The 17,263-nt window shown below is 59.4% G+C and carries 16 protein-coding genes and 1 pseudogene; 7 read left to right on the top strand and 10 right to left on the bottom strand.

Annotation, left to right across the window (positions count from 1 at the left end):
* Window positions 1-15: 15 nt before the first annotated feature.
* From LWH94_RS00200 to LWH94_RS00175, 6 genes are all read right to left on the bottom strand, one after another.
* Entirely contained in the window at window positions 16-777 is a 762-nt protein-coding gene (locus tag LWH94_RS00200) for a (2Fe-2S)-binding protein (RefSeq protein ID WP_232900697.1), read from the bottom strand.
* Window positions 764-2,794 (bottom strand): Fe(3+)-hydroxamate ABC transporter permease FhuB, encoded by a 2,031-nt coding sequence (gene fhuB, locus LWH94_RS00195; protein ID WP_232900696.1) that lies wholly within the window; start codon window positions 2,792-2,794, stop codon window positions 764-766. The genes LWH94_RS00200 and fhuB overlap by 14 nt, the downstream gene beginning before the upstream one ends.
* Window positions 2,784-3,710 carry an iron-siderophore ABC transporter substrate-binding protein gene (locus LWH94_RS00190; RefSeq protein WP_232900695.1) on the bottom strand — a complete coding sequence of 309 codons (927 nt, stop codon included), beginning with the start codon at window positions 3,708-3,710 and terminating at the stop codon, window positions 2,784-2,786. Before LWH94_RS00190 ends, fhuB begins: the two co-directional genes overlap by 11 nt.
* Window positions 3,700-4,473, bottom strand: coding sequence for an ABC transporter ATP-binding protein (locus LWH94_RS00185; protein WP_232900694.1), 774 nt, complete (start codon window positions 4,471-4,473; stop codon window positions 3,700-3,702). The genes LWH94_RS00190 and LWH94_RS00185 overlap by 11 nt, the downstream gene beginning before the upstream one ends.
* Before the next feature lie 83 nt (window positions 4,474-4,556).
* A complete protein-coding gene (locus LWH94_RS00180; RefSeq protein WP_232900693.1) occupies window positions 4,557-6,344 on the bottom strand; it encodes an ABC transporter ATP-binding protein in 1,788 nt (595 codons plus the stop codon).
* 84 nt (window positions 6,345-6,428) lie between these two features.
* On the bottom strand, window positions 6,429-6,881 hold the full coding sequence (locus tag LWH94_RS00175; protein ID WP_232900691.1) for a YaiI/YqxD family protein: 453 nt from the start codon (window positions 6,879-6,881) through the stop codon (window positions 6,429-6,431).
* 127 nt (window positions 6,882-7,008) lie between these two features.
* Between LWH94_RS00175 and LWH94_RS00170 the strand changes: the two genes are divergently transcribed.
* Window positions 7,009-7,347, top strand: a complete 339-nt coding sequence (locus LWH94_RS00170) for a zinc ribbon domain-containing protein YjdM (RefSeq protein ID WP_022988622.1) — start codon at window positions 7,009-7,011, stop codon at window positions 7,345-7,347.
* 98 nt (window positions 7,348-7,445) lie between these two features.
* On the opposite strand, the gene LWH94_RS00165 is transcribed toward LWH94_RS00170, so the two are convergent.
* Window positions 7,446-8,165 (bottom strand): tellurite resistance TerB family protein, encoded by a 720-nt coding sequence (locus tag LWH94_RS00165; protein WP_232900689.1) that lies wholly within the window; start codon window positions 8,163-8,165, stop codon window positions 7,446-7,448.
* A 301-nt stretch (window positions 8,166-8,466) separates the two neighbouring features.
* Between LWH94_RS00165 and pdhA the strand changes: the two genes are divergently transcribed.
* The 4 genes from pdhA (at window position 8,467) to LWH94_RS00145 (ending at window position 12,309) form a co-directional block, all read left to right on the top strand.
* On the top strand, window positions 8,467-9,546 hold the full coding sequence (pdhA, locus tag LWH94_RS00160) for a pyruvate dehydrogenase (acetyl-transferring) E1 component subunit alpha (RefSeq protein ID WP_232900687.1): 1,080 nt from the start codon (window positions 8,467-8,469) through the stop codon (window positions 9,544-9,546).
* Entirely contained in the window at window positions 9,543-10,547 is a 1,005-nt protein-coding gene (locus LWH94_RS00155) for an alpha-ketoacid dehydrogenase subunit beta (RefSeq protein WP_232900685.1), read from the top strand. The genes pdhA and LWH94_RS00155 overlap by 4 nt, the downstream gene beginning before the upstream one ends.
* Before the next feature lie 10 nt (window positions 10,548-10,557).
* On the top strand, window positions 10,558-11,682 hold the full coding sequence (locus LWH94_RS00150; protein ID WP_232900683.1) for a dihydrolipoamide acetyltransferase family protein: 1,125 nt from the start codon (window positions 10,558-10,560) through the stop codon (window positions 11,680-11,682).
* 81 nt (window positions 11,683-11,763) lie between these two features.
* Window positions 11,764-12,309 (top strand): copper chaperone PCu(A)C, encoded by a 546-nt coding sequence (locus LWH94_RS00145; protein WP_232900681.1) that lies wholly within the window; start codon window positions 11,764-11,766, stop codon window positions 12,307-12,309.
* 32 nt (window positions 12,310-12,341) lie between these two features.
* Here LWH94_RS00145 and LWH94_RS00140 read toward each other — a convergent pair whose 3' ends face one another.
* Window positions 12,342-13,085: a class I SAM-dependent DNA methyltransferase gene (locus LWH94_RS00140; protein ID WP_232900679.1), complete on the bottom strand. Its 744-nt coding sequence runs from the start codon at window positions 13,083-13,085 to the stop codon at window positions 12,342-12,344.
* A 303-nt stretch (window positions 13,086-13,388) separates the two neighbouring features.
* Between LWH94_RS00140 and LWH94_RS00135 the strand changes: the two genes are divergently transcribed.
* Window positions 13,389-13,766: a nuclear transport factor 2 family protein gene (locus LWH94_RS00135; protein ID WP_232900678.1), complete on the top strand. Its 378-nt coding sequence runs from the start codon at window positions 13,389-13,391 to the stop codon at window positions 13,764-13,766.
* A gap of 70 nt (window positions 13,767-13,836) precedes the next feature.
* Here LWH94_RS00135 and LWH94_RS00130 read toward each other — a convergent pair.
* A pseudogene (locus LWH94_RS00130) lies at window positions 13,837-14,031 on the bottom strand (PEP-CTERM sorting domain-containing protein); the annotation flags it as partial.
* A gap of 125 nt (window positions 14,032-14,156) precedes the next feature.
* Between LWH94_RS00130 and LWH94_RS00125 the strand changes: the two are divergent.
* The gene (locus tag LWH94_RS00125) at window positions 14,157-15,050 is read left to right on the top strand and encodes a diacylglycerol/lipid kinase family protein (protein ID WP_232900674.1); all 894 of its coding nucleotides are present in this window, start codon (window positions 14,157-14,159) and stop codon (window positions 15,048-15,050) included.
* Here LWH94_RS00125 and LWH94_RS00120 read toward each other — a convergent pair.
* Window positions 15,047-17,239: an OsmC domain/YcaO domain-containing protein gene (locus tag LWH94_RS00120; RefSeq protein WP_232900673.1), complete on the bottom strand. Its 2,193-nt coding sequence runs from the start codon at window positions 17,237-17,239 to the stop codon at window positions 15,047-15,049. The two genes, LWH94_RS00125 and LWH94_RS00120, sit on opposite strands and share 4 nt — an antisense overlap.
* Between the last annotated feature and the right edge of the window lie 24 nt (window positions 17,240-17,263).

Below are 17,263 nucleotides of genomic sequence, written 5' to 3'. Positions count from 1 at the left end.
GCTGCCCTTATTGTTTCAGCCCATACGTTCTTTTCGATAGATCCCACACGTCCCGCAATAGCCACCTCCTGGCAGTAAATATTTGAGGCAGCACCCTTTGCGCTGAGGGATGGCGCACCGCTGTTGGCTGAATTCCGCCGGAATCCAGTCAATATAGCGGTTGGCTTCGCATTTGAACTGCGCCAGCCAGCTACCGGCCTGTTTACACAACTCCTCTGGATTAACCTGGTTCCACACCACCGAATAGGGCGCCCCCAACGCCAGCCCGACACTGCTCCAATAGGCCCCCGGGCTGACACCAAAATGCTGTCGGAACACACCGTACCAATCTTGCATCTGCCCACTCAGAGACTGTATGAACGCCTCAGGCTCCAAGCGCTCCTGTGCACTGGCTGCATATTGCCAGCGGGACTGGCCTTCTGGTCCAGATGGTTCCCGGCACAGAAAAACCCGCTTGGGATTCAGGGCGACACTGCTGCCATCCCGGAACAGCCGGATCACCAGTGGTCCGATAATCTGAAGTGCCAGGCTCTGATGCAGGACAGAAAGCCGCGCCTTGCGAAGTCGCGGATGATCGGCATCCGGATAATCCTCGAGGACCTGTTGTTGCAGAAGGTCTGGATTTGCCAGTAGCTGGGCAAGGGAGAACAACGCGGGTTGTTCGCGGTTGGCGGGAGTCAGTGCGCTGTCCATCAGAGTGGTAGCGTCAAGGCCGTGGCGGGCCGACAGATTGTGGTAATCCGTCAGCCATTGCGTTGCTGCCTCAGCCGCGACCATGACGGCTTAGCCCCCACAAGAAGTACAAGCCGCCAACCAGGGCCGCCAGCAGTCCGGCGGGTAGCTGATTGGGATACACCAGAACCCGGGCCAGATAGTCTGCCAAGGAGAGCAGTAGCCCGCCGGCCAGGGCCGCGACCAGCATTTGCCGGCCCACGGTCTGCTGGCCCAGTACCCGGGCCAGGTGCGGGGCGATCAATCCGACGAAGCTTAATGGCCCGATGACCACGGTCGACGCTGCGGTAAGCACGGCAGCCAGCACCAATAGCAGAAGCCGTGCCCGCGGTACCCTCAGGCCGAGGGACGAAGCCGATGTTTCACCCAGCGGCAACAGCGTAAGCGGTCGCAGGGCAAGCAACAGCAAGGCACCGAGGCTGACCACCAGTGCCAGTAAACCGAAGGCTTCGGATTCGGAGATCAGCCAGGTTGAACCGTACATCCAGTTCAGCAGGCGAGAGGCAACGGTGCCGCCAGAGGCCATTACCAGCCTCAGGCCGGCATCCATGAATACGTACAGCGCCAGGCCGCCAAGCAACAGTTGATTGCCCGCGAAGTGGTGCTTGCGGGCCAGCAGCAGTAACAGCCCCAGGGCGCCGGCGGCACCCACCGTGGCGGCGGCCAGTTGGCCAAGACGGCCAATCTCGAGTCCGGTCAGAACCAGAACTACCATCACTAACGCTGCTCCGCCGCTGATGCCCAGCAGTTCCGGGCTGCCCATGGGGTTGCCGGTCATCCGCTGGATCAGGGTGCCGGCCATACCCAGCGCCATGCCGGCGAGGATGGCGGCCATTAATCTCGGGCCTCGCCATACCCACGCGTCTGTCCACTGTGCCACGGGCGTCCAGTTCCAGCCCTCAAGGCCCGGAGACCAGCCCATGGAGAGAATGATGGTCAGAGCCAGTATAGAGCACAGGGCTGCGGCGACCATTGCGGGATGTCGCCGGCGGGGCAGAAACCCCGCGGGGCTGCTGTCCTGACCGGGCATATGGTGCGTGTTACGGAAGCCTTGAAGTGCAAGCAGAATGATAGGCCCGCCAATCAATGCCGTGGTGGTGCCGGTAGGCACCAGCGAGCCACCATCCCAGGTGGTGGCCCACTGCGCGAGGGTATCAGCCAGCAATAGCAGGCCCCCGCCGGCCAGAGTGCTCCACAGCAGTCGTTCAGTCAGGCTCCTGGCCCCCAGCAGTCGCGCCAATACCGGTGCAGCCAGCCCCACGAAGGCCACTACGCCCACCCGGCTGACCACCACCGAGCTCATGATCACCACCAGAAACAGCGCAACAGCACGAAGCAGTGAGACTTTCGCCCCCAGTGAGTTTGCCGATGCCTGGCCGAGCTGAAGCAGCTGTAGCGGGCGCATCAGGGCCACCATCGCAGCGGCAATAACCAATACCCGGGGGAGCAGATCAAAGAAGGGGCCCCAGTTGTTCTGTACCAGGGATCCAGCGCCCCAGATAAACAGGTTGCCGAGCCATTCACCTTTCAACAGCAGGAATGCCATGTTGATGGCGCCCAGAAAGAAGGTGACAACCAGCCCGGCCAGAATCACGGTGACCGGCGAGAAGCCGAGTCGCCAGGTGAGCACTATGACCAGGCCGATGGCGAGCAAGCCGCCGGCCACTGCGGCAAGGTCAGGACTGAAAGCCAGCAAGCCCGGCGCAAACAGGGTGGCAACCGTGACACCAAACTGGCCCCCGGCTTCCACCCCCAAGGTGGTGGGTGAGGCCAGTGGGTTGCCCAGTACCTGCTGGGTAACGGCTCCCGCCAGACCCAGCGCGCAGCCAATCAGTATCGCGATGGAGACCCTCGGTGCCCAGCTGAAGTGGGCCAAAACGGAGGCGTAGTTATTGCCATCAAACGTCCAGAACGCCGATATAAGTTGTGGAAGCTGTAGCTGATCGAGCCAGGGCAAGGCGCTGGTGGCCAGTGCGGCCAGCCAGAGTAGAGCGACTGCAACGGGCAGCCTGGCGGGAATTTCTGGGCGATTGGAAACGCGCAGGGTAGACTCAACGGACATTGTCGCTGCCCCCTTCAATCAGGGCGTCGGTCAGGGCAACGGCCAGGCGTTTCACCGGGTATACGCCACCGAAAGGCCAGGCAGCAGGAATCCGGTAGATCTCCTCGTCTCGCACTGGTGGCAGGTAGGTCCAGAACGGGCTGTTGGCCAGACTGTCGGCCAGCCCTGGCATCAGGGGTTCTATCACCACGATGCGGCTGTTCCTGGCATCCGCCACAGATTCCAGGCCAATGGCTGAAAAACCCCAATAGTTGCCAGGATCTGACCAAGCATTGGTAAGCCCAAGGCTTTCCACGGCTGTCTGGAACAGACCGTTGGGGGCATAGATGCGTACATGGCGGTCATCCAGAAAGTTCACTAGAGCAACCGGTTTGTCGGTGATGCCGGCTTGCTCCAGCCGTTTCCGCTGTTGGTTCAGGGTCTGTTCGATATCGGCCAGTACCGCCTCTGCGCGATCTTTTCGGCCGGTGATTTCTCCCAGGGTTGTCAGCATTTCCCGGGCCTTGTCGTACGGTCGAGCGCCTTTTTTGTACACGCTGATGACGTAGGTGGGCGTAATTCGTTCCAACAGTTCGGCCGCCGGAGCCATTTCGGTGCTGGTGACGATCAGATCGGGTTTCAGCTCTGCAATCGCCTCGAGGCTGGGAGCGACCCGTGTGCCGACATTGGCAACACCCTCAGGCAGTTCCGGCTCCTGAACCCAGGTGGCGTAGCCGGCCTTATCGGCCACGCCAACGGGGGAGATGCCCAGCAATAGCAGGGATTCGGTGGCGGCCCAGTTCAGCGCGACAATGCGTTCAGGGGGGGCGTCGAGGGTTAGCGTGCCGCCTTCGTGTTGCCAGGTCTGGGTCATTCCTGCAATTGGCAATAACAGGAGCAGAGCGCCAAGCATGATAGCTTTTGGGTTAATGGACATAGGAAACCCATTGCCCCGGTGCCCGCTCCATCACGCCCATGGGGACGCTGTAGATGGACTCCAGAATCTGGCTGTCCATGATCTCCGCCGGCGTGCCATCGGCCACCACCTGGCCCGCTTTCAGGGCTACCAACCGGTCGCAGAAGCGGGAGGCCAGATCGACATCGTGCAGTACCACAATCACGGTCAGTTCTCGCTGGCTGGCAAGGCGCTGCACCAGACGCAGCGTTTCCACCTGGTGTTTCACATCCAGGGCGGAGATGGGTTCATCCAATAGCAGGCAGCGTGTTTGCTGGGCAAGTAGCATGGCAATCCAGGCCCGTTGGCGCTCACCGCCGGAGAGGGTGTCTACAGAGCGGTGTTGAAAAGGTTTTAGATCGGTATCGGCGATAGCCTGGTCAATCAGTGAGTGGTCTTTCTCGCTGTATCGGCCAAGCGGGCCGCGCCAGGGATAACGGCCCAGTGCCACCAGCTCCCTTACCGTCAGGCCATCGGTGCCGGGCGGGTGCTGGGGCAGGTAGCCGACAATCCGGGCAAAGGCGCGGGCGCCGAGGCTTTTCGCGGTTTTACCCTCAAGCCTGACTTCACCGGCACAGGCTGGAATCTGCCTGGCCAGTGATTTCAACAACGTGGATTTGCCTGAGCCGTTGTGGCCAAGCAGGGCGGTTACCTGGCCTTCGTTAAAGGCCAGGCTAATGTTTTGAAGGATAGCCGTGCTGCCAATGTGGACGGCGAGTTCGCAGACTTCGAAAAACGCGGACATTCAGATTCCCCTGTTTCTTTGGCTGGCAGGATAATCTAAATGCGAATACCTATCAATATTATCTCTGTGGCGGTGTGGCCTACTTACGCCTGCCCGGTTTGCACACGCCATTGTGCAGCGTAGGCGCCGTTATTGCGGATCAGGCTGTCGTGGTCGCCTTCCTCGACAATCCGGCCATTCTCGACCACGGCAATGGTGTCAGCATCCACAATGGTGGAAAGCCGGTGGGCAATCATGATGACGGTTCGGTTATGGCCAATGCGCTTGAGCGAGCGTTGGATGGCAGCTTCGGTTTCGTTATCCACGGCACTGGTTGCTTCGTCCAGCACCAGGATGGGCGGATTCTTCAGCAGCGCCCGGGCCAGAGACAGCCTTTGACGCTGGCCGCCGGACAGGCGAATGCCCCGTTCACCTACTGGTGTGTCCAGGCCTTCCGGTAGCGCCTCAATAAAGGACCAGGCCTCGGCAGTACGGGCGGCATCAATGATCTCTTCTTCGCTGGCATCGGGTTTGCCATAGGCAAGGTTGTCGCGGATGCTGCCCTCAAACAGGTAAACATCCTGGCTGACCAGGCCAATGGCATCGCGCAGGGACTTCAGGCTCACGTCACGAATGGGCTGGCCATCAATCCGGATGTCTCCATGGGAGGGGTCGTAGAACCGCAACAACAGCTTGATCAACGTGGACTTGCCGGAGCCGGTTGCGCCCACCAATGCCAGGGTATTGCCTGCTGGAACGTTCAGGGTAATGTCCTGTATGCCGGCGCCGCTGCCGGCGTAACGGAAGCTCACCTGATTGAATGAGACCTGTCCACGTACAGGTTGTTCGAGTGTCTTGCCGGCTTCATCCCGAACGTTTACCGGTTCGGCGAGCAGATCAAGAATCCGTCGGGTACTGGCCATGGCCCGTTCAAACAGGTCGATCACTTCCGCCAGACCGGTCAGGGGCCAGAGCAGTCGCTGGGTGAGGAACACCAGAACCCCGTATGCGCCGACGTTCAGGCTGCCCTCCAGCGCCATCATGCCGCCAACCGTGAAGGTAGCCAGGAAGCCGGCCAGAATGGCCATGCGAATGACCGGAATGAACGCGGAACTGATGCGAATGGCGCGGCGGTTCGCATCAACATAGGCTTCGCTCGCGTCCTTCAGGCGTTTTGCTTCGCGCTGTTCGGCGGTGAAGCTCTTGATCGTGGCGATGCCACCCAGATTGTTGGCCAGGCGGCTGGACAGGTCGCCTACTTTCTCCCTTACGTCTGCGTACAGCGGACCGGCTTTGCGCTGGAAATAGAAGGCGCCCCAGATAATCAGGGGAATCGGTGTGAACGCCAGCAGGGCGATCAGTGGCGACAGCACAAAGAACACGGCACCCACAGCTACTACGGTAACCGCTACCTGGATCATGGCATTGGCGCCGCCATCCAGGAAACGCTCCAGCTGGTTTACATCGTCGTTCATGGTGGCGACCAGTTGCCCGGAGCTGTTCGCCTCAAAGAAACTCATGTCCAGACGCTGGGCGTGTTCATAAGCGTCTTGCCGGAGATCGGACTGTAGTCGCTGGGCCAGGTTACGCCAGAGAATCTGGAACAGGTACTCAAACAGCGACTCGCCCGCCCAGATGAAGAAGGTGAGCACCGCCAGGATGGTGATCTGCTCCTGAGCAGTCTCAAAGCCCAGGCCGGCAACGAAGCTTTCCTCCTGGTTCACCACCACATCAATAGCGACACCAATCAAAATCTCCGGAGCAATGTCGAAGAGCTTGTTGATGATCGAACAGGTAGTGGCTGCAATGATCTGCCGGCGATAGCCCCGGGCGTATCGAAGCAGTCGGCCAAGGGCGGCGACGCTGCTGGTGTGAGGGCTGTTTGACGACATAATCCGCTTCCTTCTTGCTGTGGCTGGGCTTGCCAAAGGCAGGAAGGGTAGCGGATTCTCCGTTATTTTAAAATAGAATCATTATCACTTGTGGGTGTTGCGTTGCAGCCAACGGTCGAGTTGATCGGCGAACTCCTTTCGGTCGGCCTGGCCCAAGGGTGCGGGGCCGCCGGTGACTTGACCGGCACTGCGCATTTCTTCCATGAAGTTACGCATGGCCAGGCGCTGGCGGATATTCTCTTTGGTAAAGGCCTGTCCCCGGGGGTTGAACACATCGGCACCTTTTTCGATCGCTTCCGCTGCCAGGGGGATGTCTTGGGTGATCACCAGGTCGCCTTTGCTCATCTGGTCCATGATTTCGTTGTCGGCGACGTCAAAGCCCTGGGGAACCAGGCGGCGGCTGATGTAGGGGCTCGGCGGCAGGGTGATGACGTGGTTGGCGATGAAGGTGGTCTGGACTTGCCAGCGGGTAGCGGCGCGGCAGAGGATTTCCCGGATGGGTACGGGGCAGGCGTCGGCGTCGACCCAGATTGGCATTTAACTTTCCTTCGGTAACTTGGTGTATTGTCAGTTTAACCGTTCAGTGCGGGTGCGGGTTAGTTTTGGCCCGCTGATTCCTGGTGGTGGTATAATTCGATACTCATTCAATTAACAGGAAATGATAATGTCTCAACTTCCTCCATGCCCCCAGTGCAGCTCTGAATACACCTATGAGGACGGCGTTCAGCTGGTTTGCCCCGAATGTGGCCATGAGTGGACTGAAGCGGAACAGGCGGAGGCCGCAGCTGGCAAGGTGGTTCGCGATTCCAACGGCAACGAGCTTCAGGACGGTGATACGGTAACAGTGATCAAGGACCTGAAGGTGAAGGGTTCCAGCCTGGTGGTGAAAGTCGGCACCAAGGTGAAGAATATCCGGCTGGTAGATGGCGACCATGATATCGATTGCAAAGTGGATGGCGTGGGTGCCATGAAGCTTAAGTCAGAGTTTGTCAAAAAGGCCTGACCGCTTTGATGGCCATTGCCGCAACCACCCTGGCTTTTGTGGTTACCTGTGGGCTGTTGCGGCAAGGCCTGCCATATGAGCGGTGGGATGATTGAGTCTCAGCCCTGGCTGACGGCCCGCACTTGTTGATCAAGCTCTTTGGCCAGGCCGGGGTCGAGGTTCAGGGCCGCGGCCAGTTGGTCCAGCCACGCTCGTTCCATGGCGTTCTGGTCATCAATCATAACGGCGCTGACCACATAGATTTCCCGGCTTGCCTGGGGGGAATCCGCGTTTTTGGCAAGCGCCTGGGCGTCCAGCGGGGCATCAAACTGTTGTTGAATCCAGTTGTGTAATTCGTCGTCTGGCCCCAGTTTTTCGATTTCCTGAGTGAGCAGTGCGCGTTCGTTGGCATCTACGTGGCCATCAGCCCGGGCAGCCATGATCATGGCCTGCAGTATCTCAAGGCCACGTTGTTCCTGCTCGGCACCTTGCAGTTGTTCAAGAGGCCGGCCCTGTTGGGCTGGCGCTTGCTGAGGGGCGCCCTGTGCGTTGCTCTGGTAATTCTGGTAGGCCTTCCACGCCAGCGCGCCTACACCTGCAAGAGCGCCATATTTCAGCGCCGTGCCGCCCATCTTCCTGCCGCGTTTGGAACCCAGCATCAGGCCCAGGGCACCGCCGCCCAGCAGGCTCTTGACATCAATCCCGCTGCCGCCATTCCCGCCAGAGACCTGGTTGCCAAGGCTGCCCATCAGGCTGTTTATATCCATTCCACCGCTGCTTCGGGATTGGCCACCTTGAGCCTGGCCCATGATCTGATTCAGTACCGGCATGACGTTCATTGTTCAGCTCCTTCGAGGGGCGTTGCCCGTGTTTGCTCATTGAGTTTAGCCACAATAAACCATAACCAACATGAATCCGGGATGAACGTATTGTCAGGCGCCTGCCCGTAAAGTTCCTTTGATCATTTCCGAACCATCGTCTAAATATTAAACAGGGTGTCCGTTAGCACCCGGAGAAATCCCGCAGCGCGTAACCCGCGCCAACAACAAGACGAACCACCCCACCGCTGCCGTTGCCCGCCACAAGCAGGCTTTAGTGCAGCCAGGCTTTTATCGCGAAGCCGGGGGACAGGAGGATGGGATGAAAGAAGTCCACGAGTTTCATGTGGATAGCACCCGCTATCTGGATGATCACGGCAAGCCCCTGAGTGAGCTGCCGCGCCAGGCCGGGAACACCGACAGGGTTCTGGCCGCCTACCGCAACATGGTGCTGACCCGCACCTTCGATTCCAAAGCCATTGCCCTGCAACGTACCGGAAAATGCGGTACCTATCCCTCTGTGCTGGGGCACGAAGTGGTGGGCACGGCCATTGGCCAGGGCATGTCGAAGTCCGATGTGTTTGTGCCTTACTATCGGGACCAGGCTGCCCATATTCTGCGGGGCGTCAGCCTCAGGGAGTTGCTGCTGTACTGGGGCGGCGACGAGCGCGGCAGCGCCTGGCAGAACTGCCCGGAAGATCTGCCCATATCGGTACCGATTGCCACCCAGTGCTGCCATGCCGTAGGTGTGGCCTCTGCCATGAAAATTCGCGACCAGCAGCGGGCGGTGGTGTGCTGCATTGGCGATGGCGGTACCTCCAAGGGTGACTTTCTGGAAAGTATCAACCTGGCCGGTGCCTGGCACCTGCCGGTGGTGTTTGTGGTGATCAACAACCAGTGGGCGATTTCCACCCCGCGCAGCCTGCAAAGCGGCGCCGAAACCATCGCCCAGAAAGCCATCAGTGCAGGGTTGCCGGGCCACATTGTGGATGGCAACGACTACTTCGCGACGATTGAAGCACTGGACGCTGCTCTGGAGCGGGCCCATGGCGGCAAGGGTGCAACCGTGATTGAAGCGGTGACCTACCGGCTGGGCGACCACACCACCGCAGATGATGCCACCCGCTACCGCACCGCCGAAGATCTTAAACGCGCCTGGGAAAAGGATGGCATCAAGCGCCTGCAGAACTGGCTTCATGACAGCGGACACTGGAGCCCGGACAAGGAGAAGGCCCTGCAGGCGGACTGCAAGCAAGCCGTAGAAAAGGCCGTGGAGGAATACCTGGCCACCGAGGCCGAGCCACCCACCGCTATGCTGGATTACCTGTTTGAAACTCTCCCGGCCGCGCTGCAACCCCAGCGCGAGCAGATTGCCAGCAAATATCGGGGAGGTGCCGCATGAATACGGCAAAGCGTTCGAATGAAGCCCGTGACGTGCCCCTGGTGGAAGCGGTCAACATGGCCCTGCACCGGGCCATGGCGGACGACGAAAACGTGGTGGTGCTGGGCGAAGACATCGCCACTAATGGCGGCGTGTTTCGCGCCACGGTGGGCCTGAAAGAAGCCTTCGGATTCAAGCGGGTGATGGACACACCGCTGGCGGAAAACCTGATTGCGGGCACCGCCATCGGCATGGCCACCCAGGGCCTGAGGCCGGTGGCAGAGTTCCAATTCATGGGCTTTATCTACGCCGGTATGGAGCAGATTGTCAGCCACGCTGCGCGCATGCGTAACCGCACCCGGGGCCGGCTGCATTGCCCGCTGGTGTTCCGGGCCCCTTTCGGTGGCGGTATCCATGCGCCGGAACATCACTCTGAAAGCACCGAAGCCCTGTTTGCCCACATCCCTGGCCTGCGGGTGGTGATTCCCAGTTCGCCACAACGGGCCTATGGCCTGCTGCTGGCGGCCATCCGCAATCCGGACCCGGTGATCTTTCTGGAGCCCAAACGTATCTACCGGGCAGTGACCCAGAGCGTGGAGGACAACGGAGAGGCGCTGCCGCTGGATACCTGCTTCACCCTTCGAGAAGGCGATGACGTCACCCTGATCACCTGGGGTGCCTGCGTGATGGAAGCCCTGCAAGCGGCCGACAAACTGGCAGAGCAGGGCGTGAGCTGCGAGGTGATCGATGTAGCCACCGTCAGCCCGCTGGACCGGGAAACCCTGCTGTGCTCTGTCGCCAAAACCGGTCGGGCGGTGATTATCCATGAAGCCTGCCGAAATGGCGGAGTGGGTGCGGAGGTAGCCGCTTCCATTGCCGAAGCGGCTTTTCTGGACCTGCAGGCGCCCGTGGTGCGGGTAACCGGCTACGACACTGTGATGCCTTACTACCGGAACGAGCAGTATTACCTGCCCCAGGTGGAAGACATTGTGAACGCCGTCGAACAGGTGATCGCGCTCTAGGAGGCCAACCATGAAAAACTTCAAACTCCCGGATCTGGGTGAAGGCCTGCCGGAAGCTGAAATTGTTGAATGGCATATCAAAGTCGGGGACACCGTAGACGTCGATCAGGTACTGGTCAGCGTGGAAACCGCCAAGGCCATCGTGGAAGTGCCGTCCCCGCAGGCCGGCACCATCGCCAAACTCTACGGCGAGCCCGGCGACATCATCCACACCGGCGAACCCCTGTTGGCCTTTGAAGGGGCGGGTGACGACACCGGTACGGTGGTGGGTGAGCTGAAATCCTCCCGCAAAGGGGATGGACAGGGCGCGCAGAAAGACCAGTTCATCGTCGGCGCTGCTGCTTCCAGCAAACGGGCCCGCGCCAACCGGGCCACTCCCGGGGTGCGGGCGCTGGCGGAGCGACTGGGTGTCAGCCTGGAAACCATCAAAGGCAGCGGCCCCGGCGGCCTGATCACCACAGACGACGTACACAAACAGGCTAGCCACCAGAAACAGCTGGGCGATGCCGAACCCTTGCGCGGCACCCGCCGAACCATGGCGAAGAACATGGCGTTGTCCCACGCCCAGGTAGTGCCAGTCTCCATTTTTGAGGATGTGGACATCGGCGACTGGAAAAAGGGCACCGACACCACCATGCGCCTGGTGCAGGCCATCGGGAAAGCCTGCGATGCGGTGCCAGCGCTCAACTGCTGGTTCGATGGCGACAACCTGAGCCGCCAGTTACTGAGCGAGGTGCACGTAGGCATCGCCGTGGATACGCCCGAAGGTCTGTTTGTGCCGGTGCTGAGAGACATTACCCACCGTAACCTGAAAGACCTGCGCAAAGGGCTGGAGAACCTGCGGGAAGCGGTGGCCACCCGCAAGATTCCACCAAAGGAGATGCAGGGTGCCACCATCACCCTGTCCAATTTCGGCACCATGACCGGCCAGTACGCCAACCCCATCGTCAGCCCGCCCCAGGTGGCTATCGTGGGTGCCGGGCGTATTCGGGAGAAGCTGGTGCCATATAATGGCGCTGCGACCATTCGTCGCATTCTGCCCCTGTCCCTGACCTTCGACCACCGGGCTGCCACTGGTGGCGAAGCCTCGCGGTTTCTGGGCGCGCTGGTCGATGCGTTGCAGAAAGCAGGCTGAACGCGCGGGCCGGTGTTCGCCGGCCTGCTGTTCCGGGTACTTGCCAACCGGCGCGTTGGCGACAACACTAAGGGCCTTCAAATGCCTGAAACCATCACCGTGCGAGACACCATGAACCGATTCAATAAACTGACCTCCGCGCTGCTGTTGGCCTGTACCACCCTGGCAACACCGTTACTGGCGGCTGATCATGGTAACCATGCTGGGCACAGCATGGTCCAGATCGACAACCCCTGGAGCCGGCCAACACCGCCGGGCACGCCCATGGGAGTGGGTTACCTGGCCATCACCAATAGCGGCGAGCAGGACATCACCCTGGTTGCGGCACAGAGCCCGAGAGCTGGCCATGTCTCCATCCACGAAACCTCCATGCACGAAGGCGTAATGCGCATGCAGCCGGTGAAGGGTGGCCTGGCCATTCCGGCCGGCGAAACCGTGGAACTGAAACCCCGCAGTTATCACCTGATGTTGGAGCAGTTACCCCAGCCCCTGGTTGAAGGCGAGAAAATTCCGGTGCAGCTGGACTTCGACGGTGCGGACGACATGGATATTGAGCTGGTGGTTCAGCCGCTGGATGGCATGCCTGTGGACCACTCGAAGATGGATCATTCCAAAATGAAACACTGAGGCGGCCTGAGGGTGTTCTGGTCCGGAAACGCTTAACGCTTCACGCAGGCAAAGATCGCGTTTCCGGACTCTCCATCCCAGGGCAAAATGCGTTCGTAGTCGTGCTCGAAGATGTGTACCTCGAACCACGGCTTCAGCAGCGCTTCGAACTCTCCGAAACTGAGTGCCACCATCGGGTGCTCATCCTGCCAGGACTCGCACACACCGTTGGTGTTGCGGTCAATACTCAGCCGCAATGATTGCCGCTCACCGGGGCCGGCGTAGTGCCAGCCGGAACGGAAACTGAACTCGCTGCCATCATGCTGCGCTGTGTGGCTGACATACAGGTTGTTATTGATGCGGGTTTTGTCCACCGCATTGAAGCAGAGCAGCCCGTTTTCTGATAACGCCTGGTGGGCACTGCGGATGCAGCCTTTGAGTTTCTCGATGCCATCGCTGTAGTGGATGGAATACAGAAAGCAGGTGACCAGGTCGAACGGCTGCGCTACCTGAAATGCACACATATCCCCAACGCTGAATACCGCCTCCGGGCAACGCTGCTGCGCTACATCCAGCATCGGCTGGTTGATATCCAGCCCCTGACACTGAAAACCGTCATCCAGGAAGTGACGAATATGCGGGCCGGTACCACAGGCCAGGTCCAGGTGGCTGTTGCCTCCGTTACCGAACAACTGATGCAGGCGTCGGATACCCCGGCTTTGCGCCCGGTAGTCGATATCTGCACACATCAGGTCATAGTACCCGGACAAGTCCGTGTATAAGGCATTGGTGGACACTGGAAAGCCTCTGCAGGATTAACTGGATCACCTCTGGCGATCAGCAGCTGCAGGGCAGGCAAGGCGCAGCGGGCGGGCGTTTCGAGGGCGGGGTATGGTACCGAATTTGCCCGTTAGCCGGTAGCACTTCCAGAAGCGGTTTCCGACTTATATTGACGGGTGGCATAAAGTCATTGTGGTCACTCTCCTTCGCTATTACGGCACTGCCTTGCACCTCGGGGCGTTGCGGCGGTTCTGAATTGAATGCAGAATGCCGTAACGGTTTAATCTGCTATTCAACAGCCCCGAGAGTGGAGTTCAGCTATGTCGCCAAAGGATATTGTGGCGCAGTTTATTTCAGACATTCACGCCCAGCGTTTTGACGAGGCCAAGACCTTGCTGGCGGAGGATGGCTTCGAGTATGTGGGGCCCAACATGCGCTTCCTCAGCCGGGACGACATGCTCGCTTACCAGTTCGGCATGGCCGCTATCCAGAAAGACCTTGTGCTGCGGCAGCTAAGCGCAGACGGCGAGCACGTGTTTGCGATCCTGGACTACCGGACGCATTTTGAACCCATCGGAGATGTGCGGCTTGCGGTATGGTTTCGCGTTCGTGATGACAGAATCCATACCATGGAAACTTTCTATAATGCCGCAGTAGTGGAGAATATGTTGGGGGGTAACCTGCCAACGGCAGGCTGAACAAGGCAGGTTCACATTGTTCAGCCCTGGCAGGCTGCCTTCAGGCACGCTCCCTGAAGGCAGGTTCTGATTACTGCCTTGCGCGCTTGCGGGCAGCGCCCAGGCCAAGCAGGCCCAGACCCAGAAGCGCCATGGTGCCGGGCTCCGGCACAGGCAATTCGGTGACGTTGAGGCGAGCTAGCATATTCACGGACGTAATGGCGTTCTCTGCAGTCAGGAAGGTTTCAAGGTCGCCTTCAAAACCGAGAAGGTCCAGGCTATACAGTATTTCGGTCGCGCCTGGACTGTAGTGATCTCTCGTTGCCTTACGGTAATGCTCCCGGCATGAAGAAACCGGCAAGCCGTGCTATCAATTGAGAGGGATTATTATTTTCTTCTGAAGGAATGGGCATGGCTTACTGGTTGGTGGACAGCCCGGGTTCTGGCGATGGCTCTCGCGACAGCGATTTCTGGCTGAAGCACCTGCGCGAGCAGGGCATAAATGAGGTAACCGTTTGCAAGCTGGGTGATGCCGAAAATTGGATTCGTCATGTGTCTGAAGGCGACTGCCTGATGGCTGCAGGTGGTGATGGCACGGTGAACGGGGTGGCTTCGCTGTGCCTGCGTACCGGGGCGACCCTGGCGGTTCTGCCATCAGGCACTGCTAATGACTTCGCCCGAAACCTGGGCCTTCCTGAGGATCCTTCAGAGGTTGTTCGGCTGGTGGCAGAGGGTGGCTCGCAACGGATTGATGTGGCGGAGTTTTCAGATCGCATTTATTTGAACGTGGCTCACATCGGGCTTGGAACCTTGCCCTCCCGAAAAGCCAGTTCTCCAACCAAGCAAGCTTTGGGCAAGTTCAGCTACCTGGTCACATTGTTTCAGCAGGTGGGTGCCAAGCGGGGCTTCCGGGCCAGGATTCAGACGGATCGCTCATCGCTCGAAGGCCGCTGGCTCTCCATTGCGGTTGCCACGGGAGCCTACTTTGGCGGCGGCCAGGAAATACCGGAAGCCTCGGCTGACGATGGACTGCTGGATATCATTGCTATACGCCCCCGCCCGCTAGCCCAGTTGTTACTGACCTTCCTGACGGTCCGATTGAACCGGAAAACGCCCCGGAGAACCAGCACGGTTATTCAGATCAAAGGCAAGTGGTGCCAGATAGACACCCAGCAGCCCAGAACCGTAACCGTAGACGGTGATGTAGCCGGCAAAACGCCCTTTCGGGCGACTTGCCGGCCGGGCGCTATCCGAGTGATTGGCAAGAGGGTAGTGCATACCGGCGAGCAGCCGGCAACGGGTTAGACTGAGATGCCGGCTTTACGGGCCCGGGCCGCGTGCAGCTTTTTGTAGCTCTCGATCATCTTCAGGTGCCGGTCGAGGCCGCGCAGGTCCATGCCGGTTTCTTCAAGGCCATAGAAACGCACGGTGCCGTTGATGGAACCCTCGACGGCATCCATCACTTCGTCACCAAACATGCGGCGGAAGTTGTAGAGGTAGTCTTCCAGCTCCAGTGCTTCGTTCAGCGTGGCTTCCAGGGCTGCGTTCATGGCCTGGTAGAACAGGCCACGCTCAACGGTGTTGTCGTTGAACTGCAGGAACATCTCCACCAGCTCCTGGGCTTCTTCCAGTTCACCCAGCGCCAGGTATATCAGCAGTTTCAGTTCCAGAATGGTGAGCTGGCCCCACACGGTGTTTTCATCGAACTCGATACCGGTGAGAGTGACGATGGTCATGTACACGTCCAGCTCGGCCTCTTCCAGCCGCTCCACCAGGCTGGTTAGTTCGTCTTCATCCAGGCGGTGGAGATTGAGGATGTCTTCCCGGAATGCCAACGCCATGTTGGTGTTGTCCCACACCAGGTCTTCTACCGGGTAGACCTCAGAGTAGCCCGGCACCAGGATACGGCACACCGGCGCACCCAGATAATCGAAGCCGGCTACGTAGCACTCCTTGCCCATGTCCGCGAGCATCTGGAACAGGGTGGCCGCTTCTTCTTCGTTGGTGCCGGAGAAATCCCATTCCACGAAATCGTAGTCGGATTTGGCACTGAAGAAGCGCCAGGACACCACCCCGCTGGAGTCGATAAAGTGCTCAACGTAGTTGTTAGGCTCAGTCACCGCCATGGAGTTGAAGGTGGGGGCGGGCAGGTCGTTCAGGCCTTCAAAACTGCGGCCCTGCAGCAGTTCGGTCAGGCTGCGTTCCAGCGCTACGTGGAAGCTGGGGTGAGCGCCAAAGGAGGCAAACACGCCGCCGGTTTTCGGGTTCATCAGGGTTACGCACATCACCGGGAACTGGCCGCCAAGGGAGGCGTCTTTTACCAGAACCGGGAAGCCCTGTTCTTCCAGGGCCTTGATGCCTTCGACAATCCCCGGGTATTTGGCCAGTACGCTGTCCGGCACATCCGGCAGGGCGATTTCGTTCTCGATGATTTCTTTTTTCACTGCCCGTTCGAAGATCTCGGACAGGCACTGCACCTGCGCTTCCTGCAGCGTGTTGCCCGCGCTCATGCCGTTGCTCAGATACAGGTTTTCGATCAGGTTGGAAGGAAAATACACGGTTTCCCCATCGGAGTGGCGCACGTAGGGAATGCTGCAGATACCTCGCTCCGGGGTGCCGGAGTTGGTGTCGAACAAGTGGGTGCCCAGCAGCTCACCGTCGGGGTTGTAGATGGCCAGGCAGTGGTCGTCCAGGATGCCCTCGGGCAGTTCGCCTTCCGGACCCGGCTGGAACCATTTCTCGTTCGGGTAATGCACGAACTCGCTGTTGGCGATGTCCTGGCCGAAGTACTGGTCATTGTAGAAGAAGTTGCAGTTCAGGCGCTCAATAAACTCGCCCAGGGCCGAGCACAACGCGGCTTCCTTGGTGGCACCCTTGCCGTTGGTGAAGCACATATGGGCGGCGGTATCGCGCACGTGTAGGGACCAAACATTGGGCACGATGTTGCGCCAGGAGGCAATCTCGATCTTCATACCGAGATCCGCCAGGATGCCGCTCATGTTGGCAATGGTCTGTTCCAGCGGCAGGTCTTTGCCTTCGATGTAGGTGCTGGAGTCTCCGCCCGGGGCGGCAGTCAGCAGGGCCTGGGCGTCTTCGTCCAGGTTCTCCACCAATTCAATCTGGAAATCCGGGCCGGTTTGCACCACCTTTTTGACCGTGCAGCGGTCGATGGAGCGGAGGATGCCCTGACGATCCTTTTCGGAAATGTCTTCCGGCAGTTCCACCTGAATCTTGAAAATCTGCTTGTAGCGGTTTTCCGGGTCTACAATGTTGTTCTGCGACAGCCGGATGTTGTCTGTGGGAATATCCCGGGCATTGCAGTAAACCTTCACAAAGTAGGCTGCGCACATGGCCGATGAGGCCAGGAAGTAGTCAAAGGGGCCGGGCGCCGAGCCATCGCCTTTGTAGCGGACGGGCTGGTCTGAGATGACGGTAAAATCGTCAAACTTGGCCTCAAGCCTCAGGTTGTCGAGATAATTGACTTTGATTTCCATGGGCAGCTTACCGGATTCAGAAAT

Source organism: Marinobacter sp. G11 (assembly GCF_021282325.1).
Lineage (GTDB): Bacteria > Pseudomonadota > Gammaproteobacteria > Pseudomonadales > Oleiphilaceae > Marinobacter > Marinobacter vinifirmus.
Note: the sequence above shows the minus strand (reverse complement) of the source record. Positions and strands in the feature narration are given on the sequence as shown.

Excerpts from the sequence above, each read along its gene's own strand:
- LWH94_RS00200 (WP_232900697.1), bottom strand. The coding sequence starts at position 777 with ATGGTCGCGGCTGAGGCAGCAACGCAATGGCTGACGGATTACCACAAT.
- fhuB (WP_232900696.1), bottom strand. The coding sequence starts at position 2,794 with ATGTCCGTTGAGTCTACCCTGCGCGTTTCCAATCGCCCAGAAATTCCC.
- LWH94_RS00190 (WP_232900695.1), bottom strand. The coding sequence starts at position 3,710 with ATGTCCATTAACCCAAAAGCTATCATGCTTGGCGCTCTGCTCCTGTTA.
- LWH94_RS00185 (WP_232900694.1), bottom strand. The coding sequence starts at position 4,473 with ATGTCCGCGTTTTTCGAAGTCTGCGAACTCGCCGTCCACATTGGCAGC.
- LWH94_RS00180 (WP_232900693.1), bottom strand. The coding sequence starts at position 6,344 with ATGTCGTCAAACAGCCCTCACACCAGCAGCGTCGCCGCCCTTGGCCGA.
- LWH94_RS00175 (WP_232900691.1), bottom strand. The coding sequence starts at position 6,881 with ATGCCAATCTGGGTCGACGCCGACGCCTGCCCCGTACCCATCCGGGAA.
- LWH94_RS00170 (WP_022988622.1), top strand. The coding sequence starts at position 7,009 with ATGTCTCAACTTCCTCCATGCCCCCAGTGCAGCTCTGAATACACCTAT.
- LWH94_RS00165 (WP_232900689.1), bottom strand. The coding sequence starts at position 8,165 with ATGAACGTCATGCCGGTACTGAATCAGATCATGGGCCAGGCTCAAGGT.
- pdhA (WP_232900687.1), top strand. The coding sequence starts at position 8,467 with ATGAAAGAAGTCCACGAGTTTCATGTGGATAGCACCCGCTATCTGGAT.
- LWH94_RS00155 (WP_232900685.1), top strand. The coding sequence starts at position 9,543 with ATGAATACGGCAAAGCGTTCGAATGAAGCCCGTGACGTGCCCCTGGTG.
- LWH94_RS00150 (WP_232900683.1), top strand. The coding sequence starts at position 10,558 with ATGAAAAACTTCAAACTCCCGGATCTGGGTGAAGGCCTGCCGGAAGCT.
- LWH94_RS00145 (WP_232900681.1), top strand. The coding sequence starts at position 11,764 with ATGCCTGAAACCATCACCGTGCGAGACACCATGAACCGATTCAATAAA.
- LWH94_RS00135 (WP_232900678.1), top strand. The coding sequence starts at position 13,389 with ATGTCGCCAAAGGATATTGTGGCGCAGTTTATTTCAGACATTCACGCC.
- LWH94_RS00125 (WP_232900674.1), top strand. The coding sequence starts at position 14,157 with ATGGCTTACTGGTTGGTGGACAGCCCGGGTTCTGGCGATGGCTCTCGC.
- LWH94_RS00120 (WP_232900673.1), bottom strand. The coding sequence starts at position 17,239 with ATGGAAATCAAAGTCAATTATCTCGACAACCTGAGGCTTGAGGCCAAG.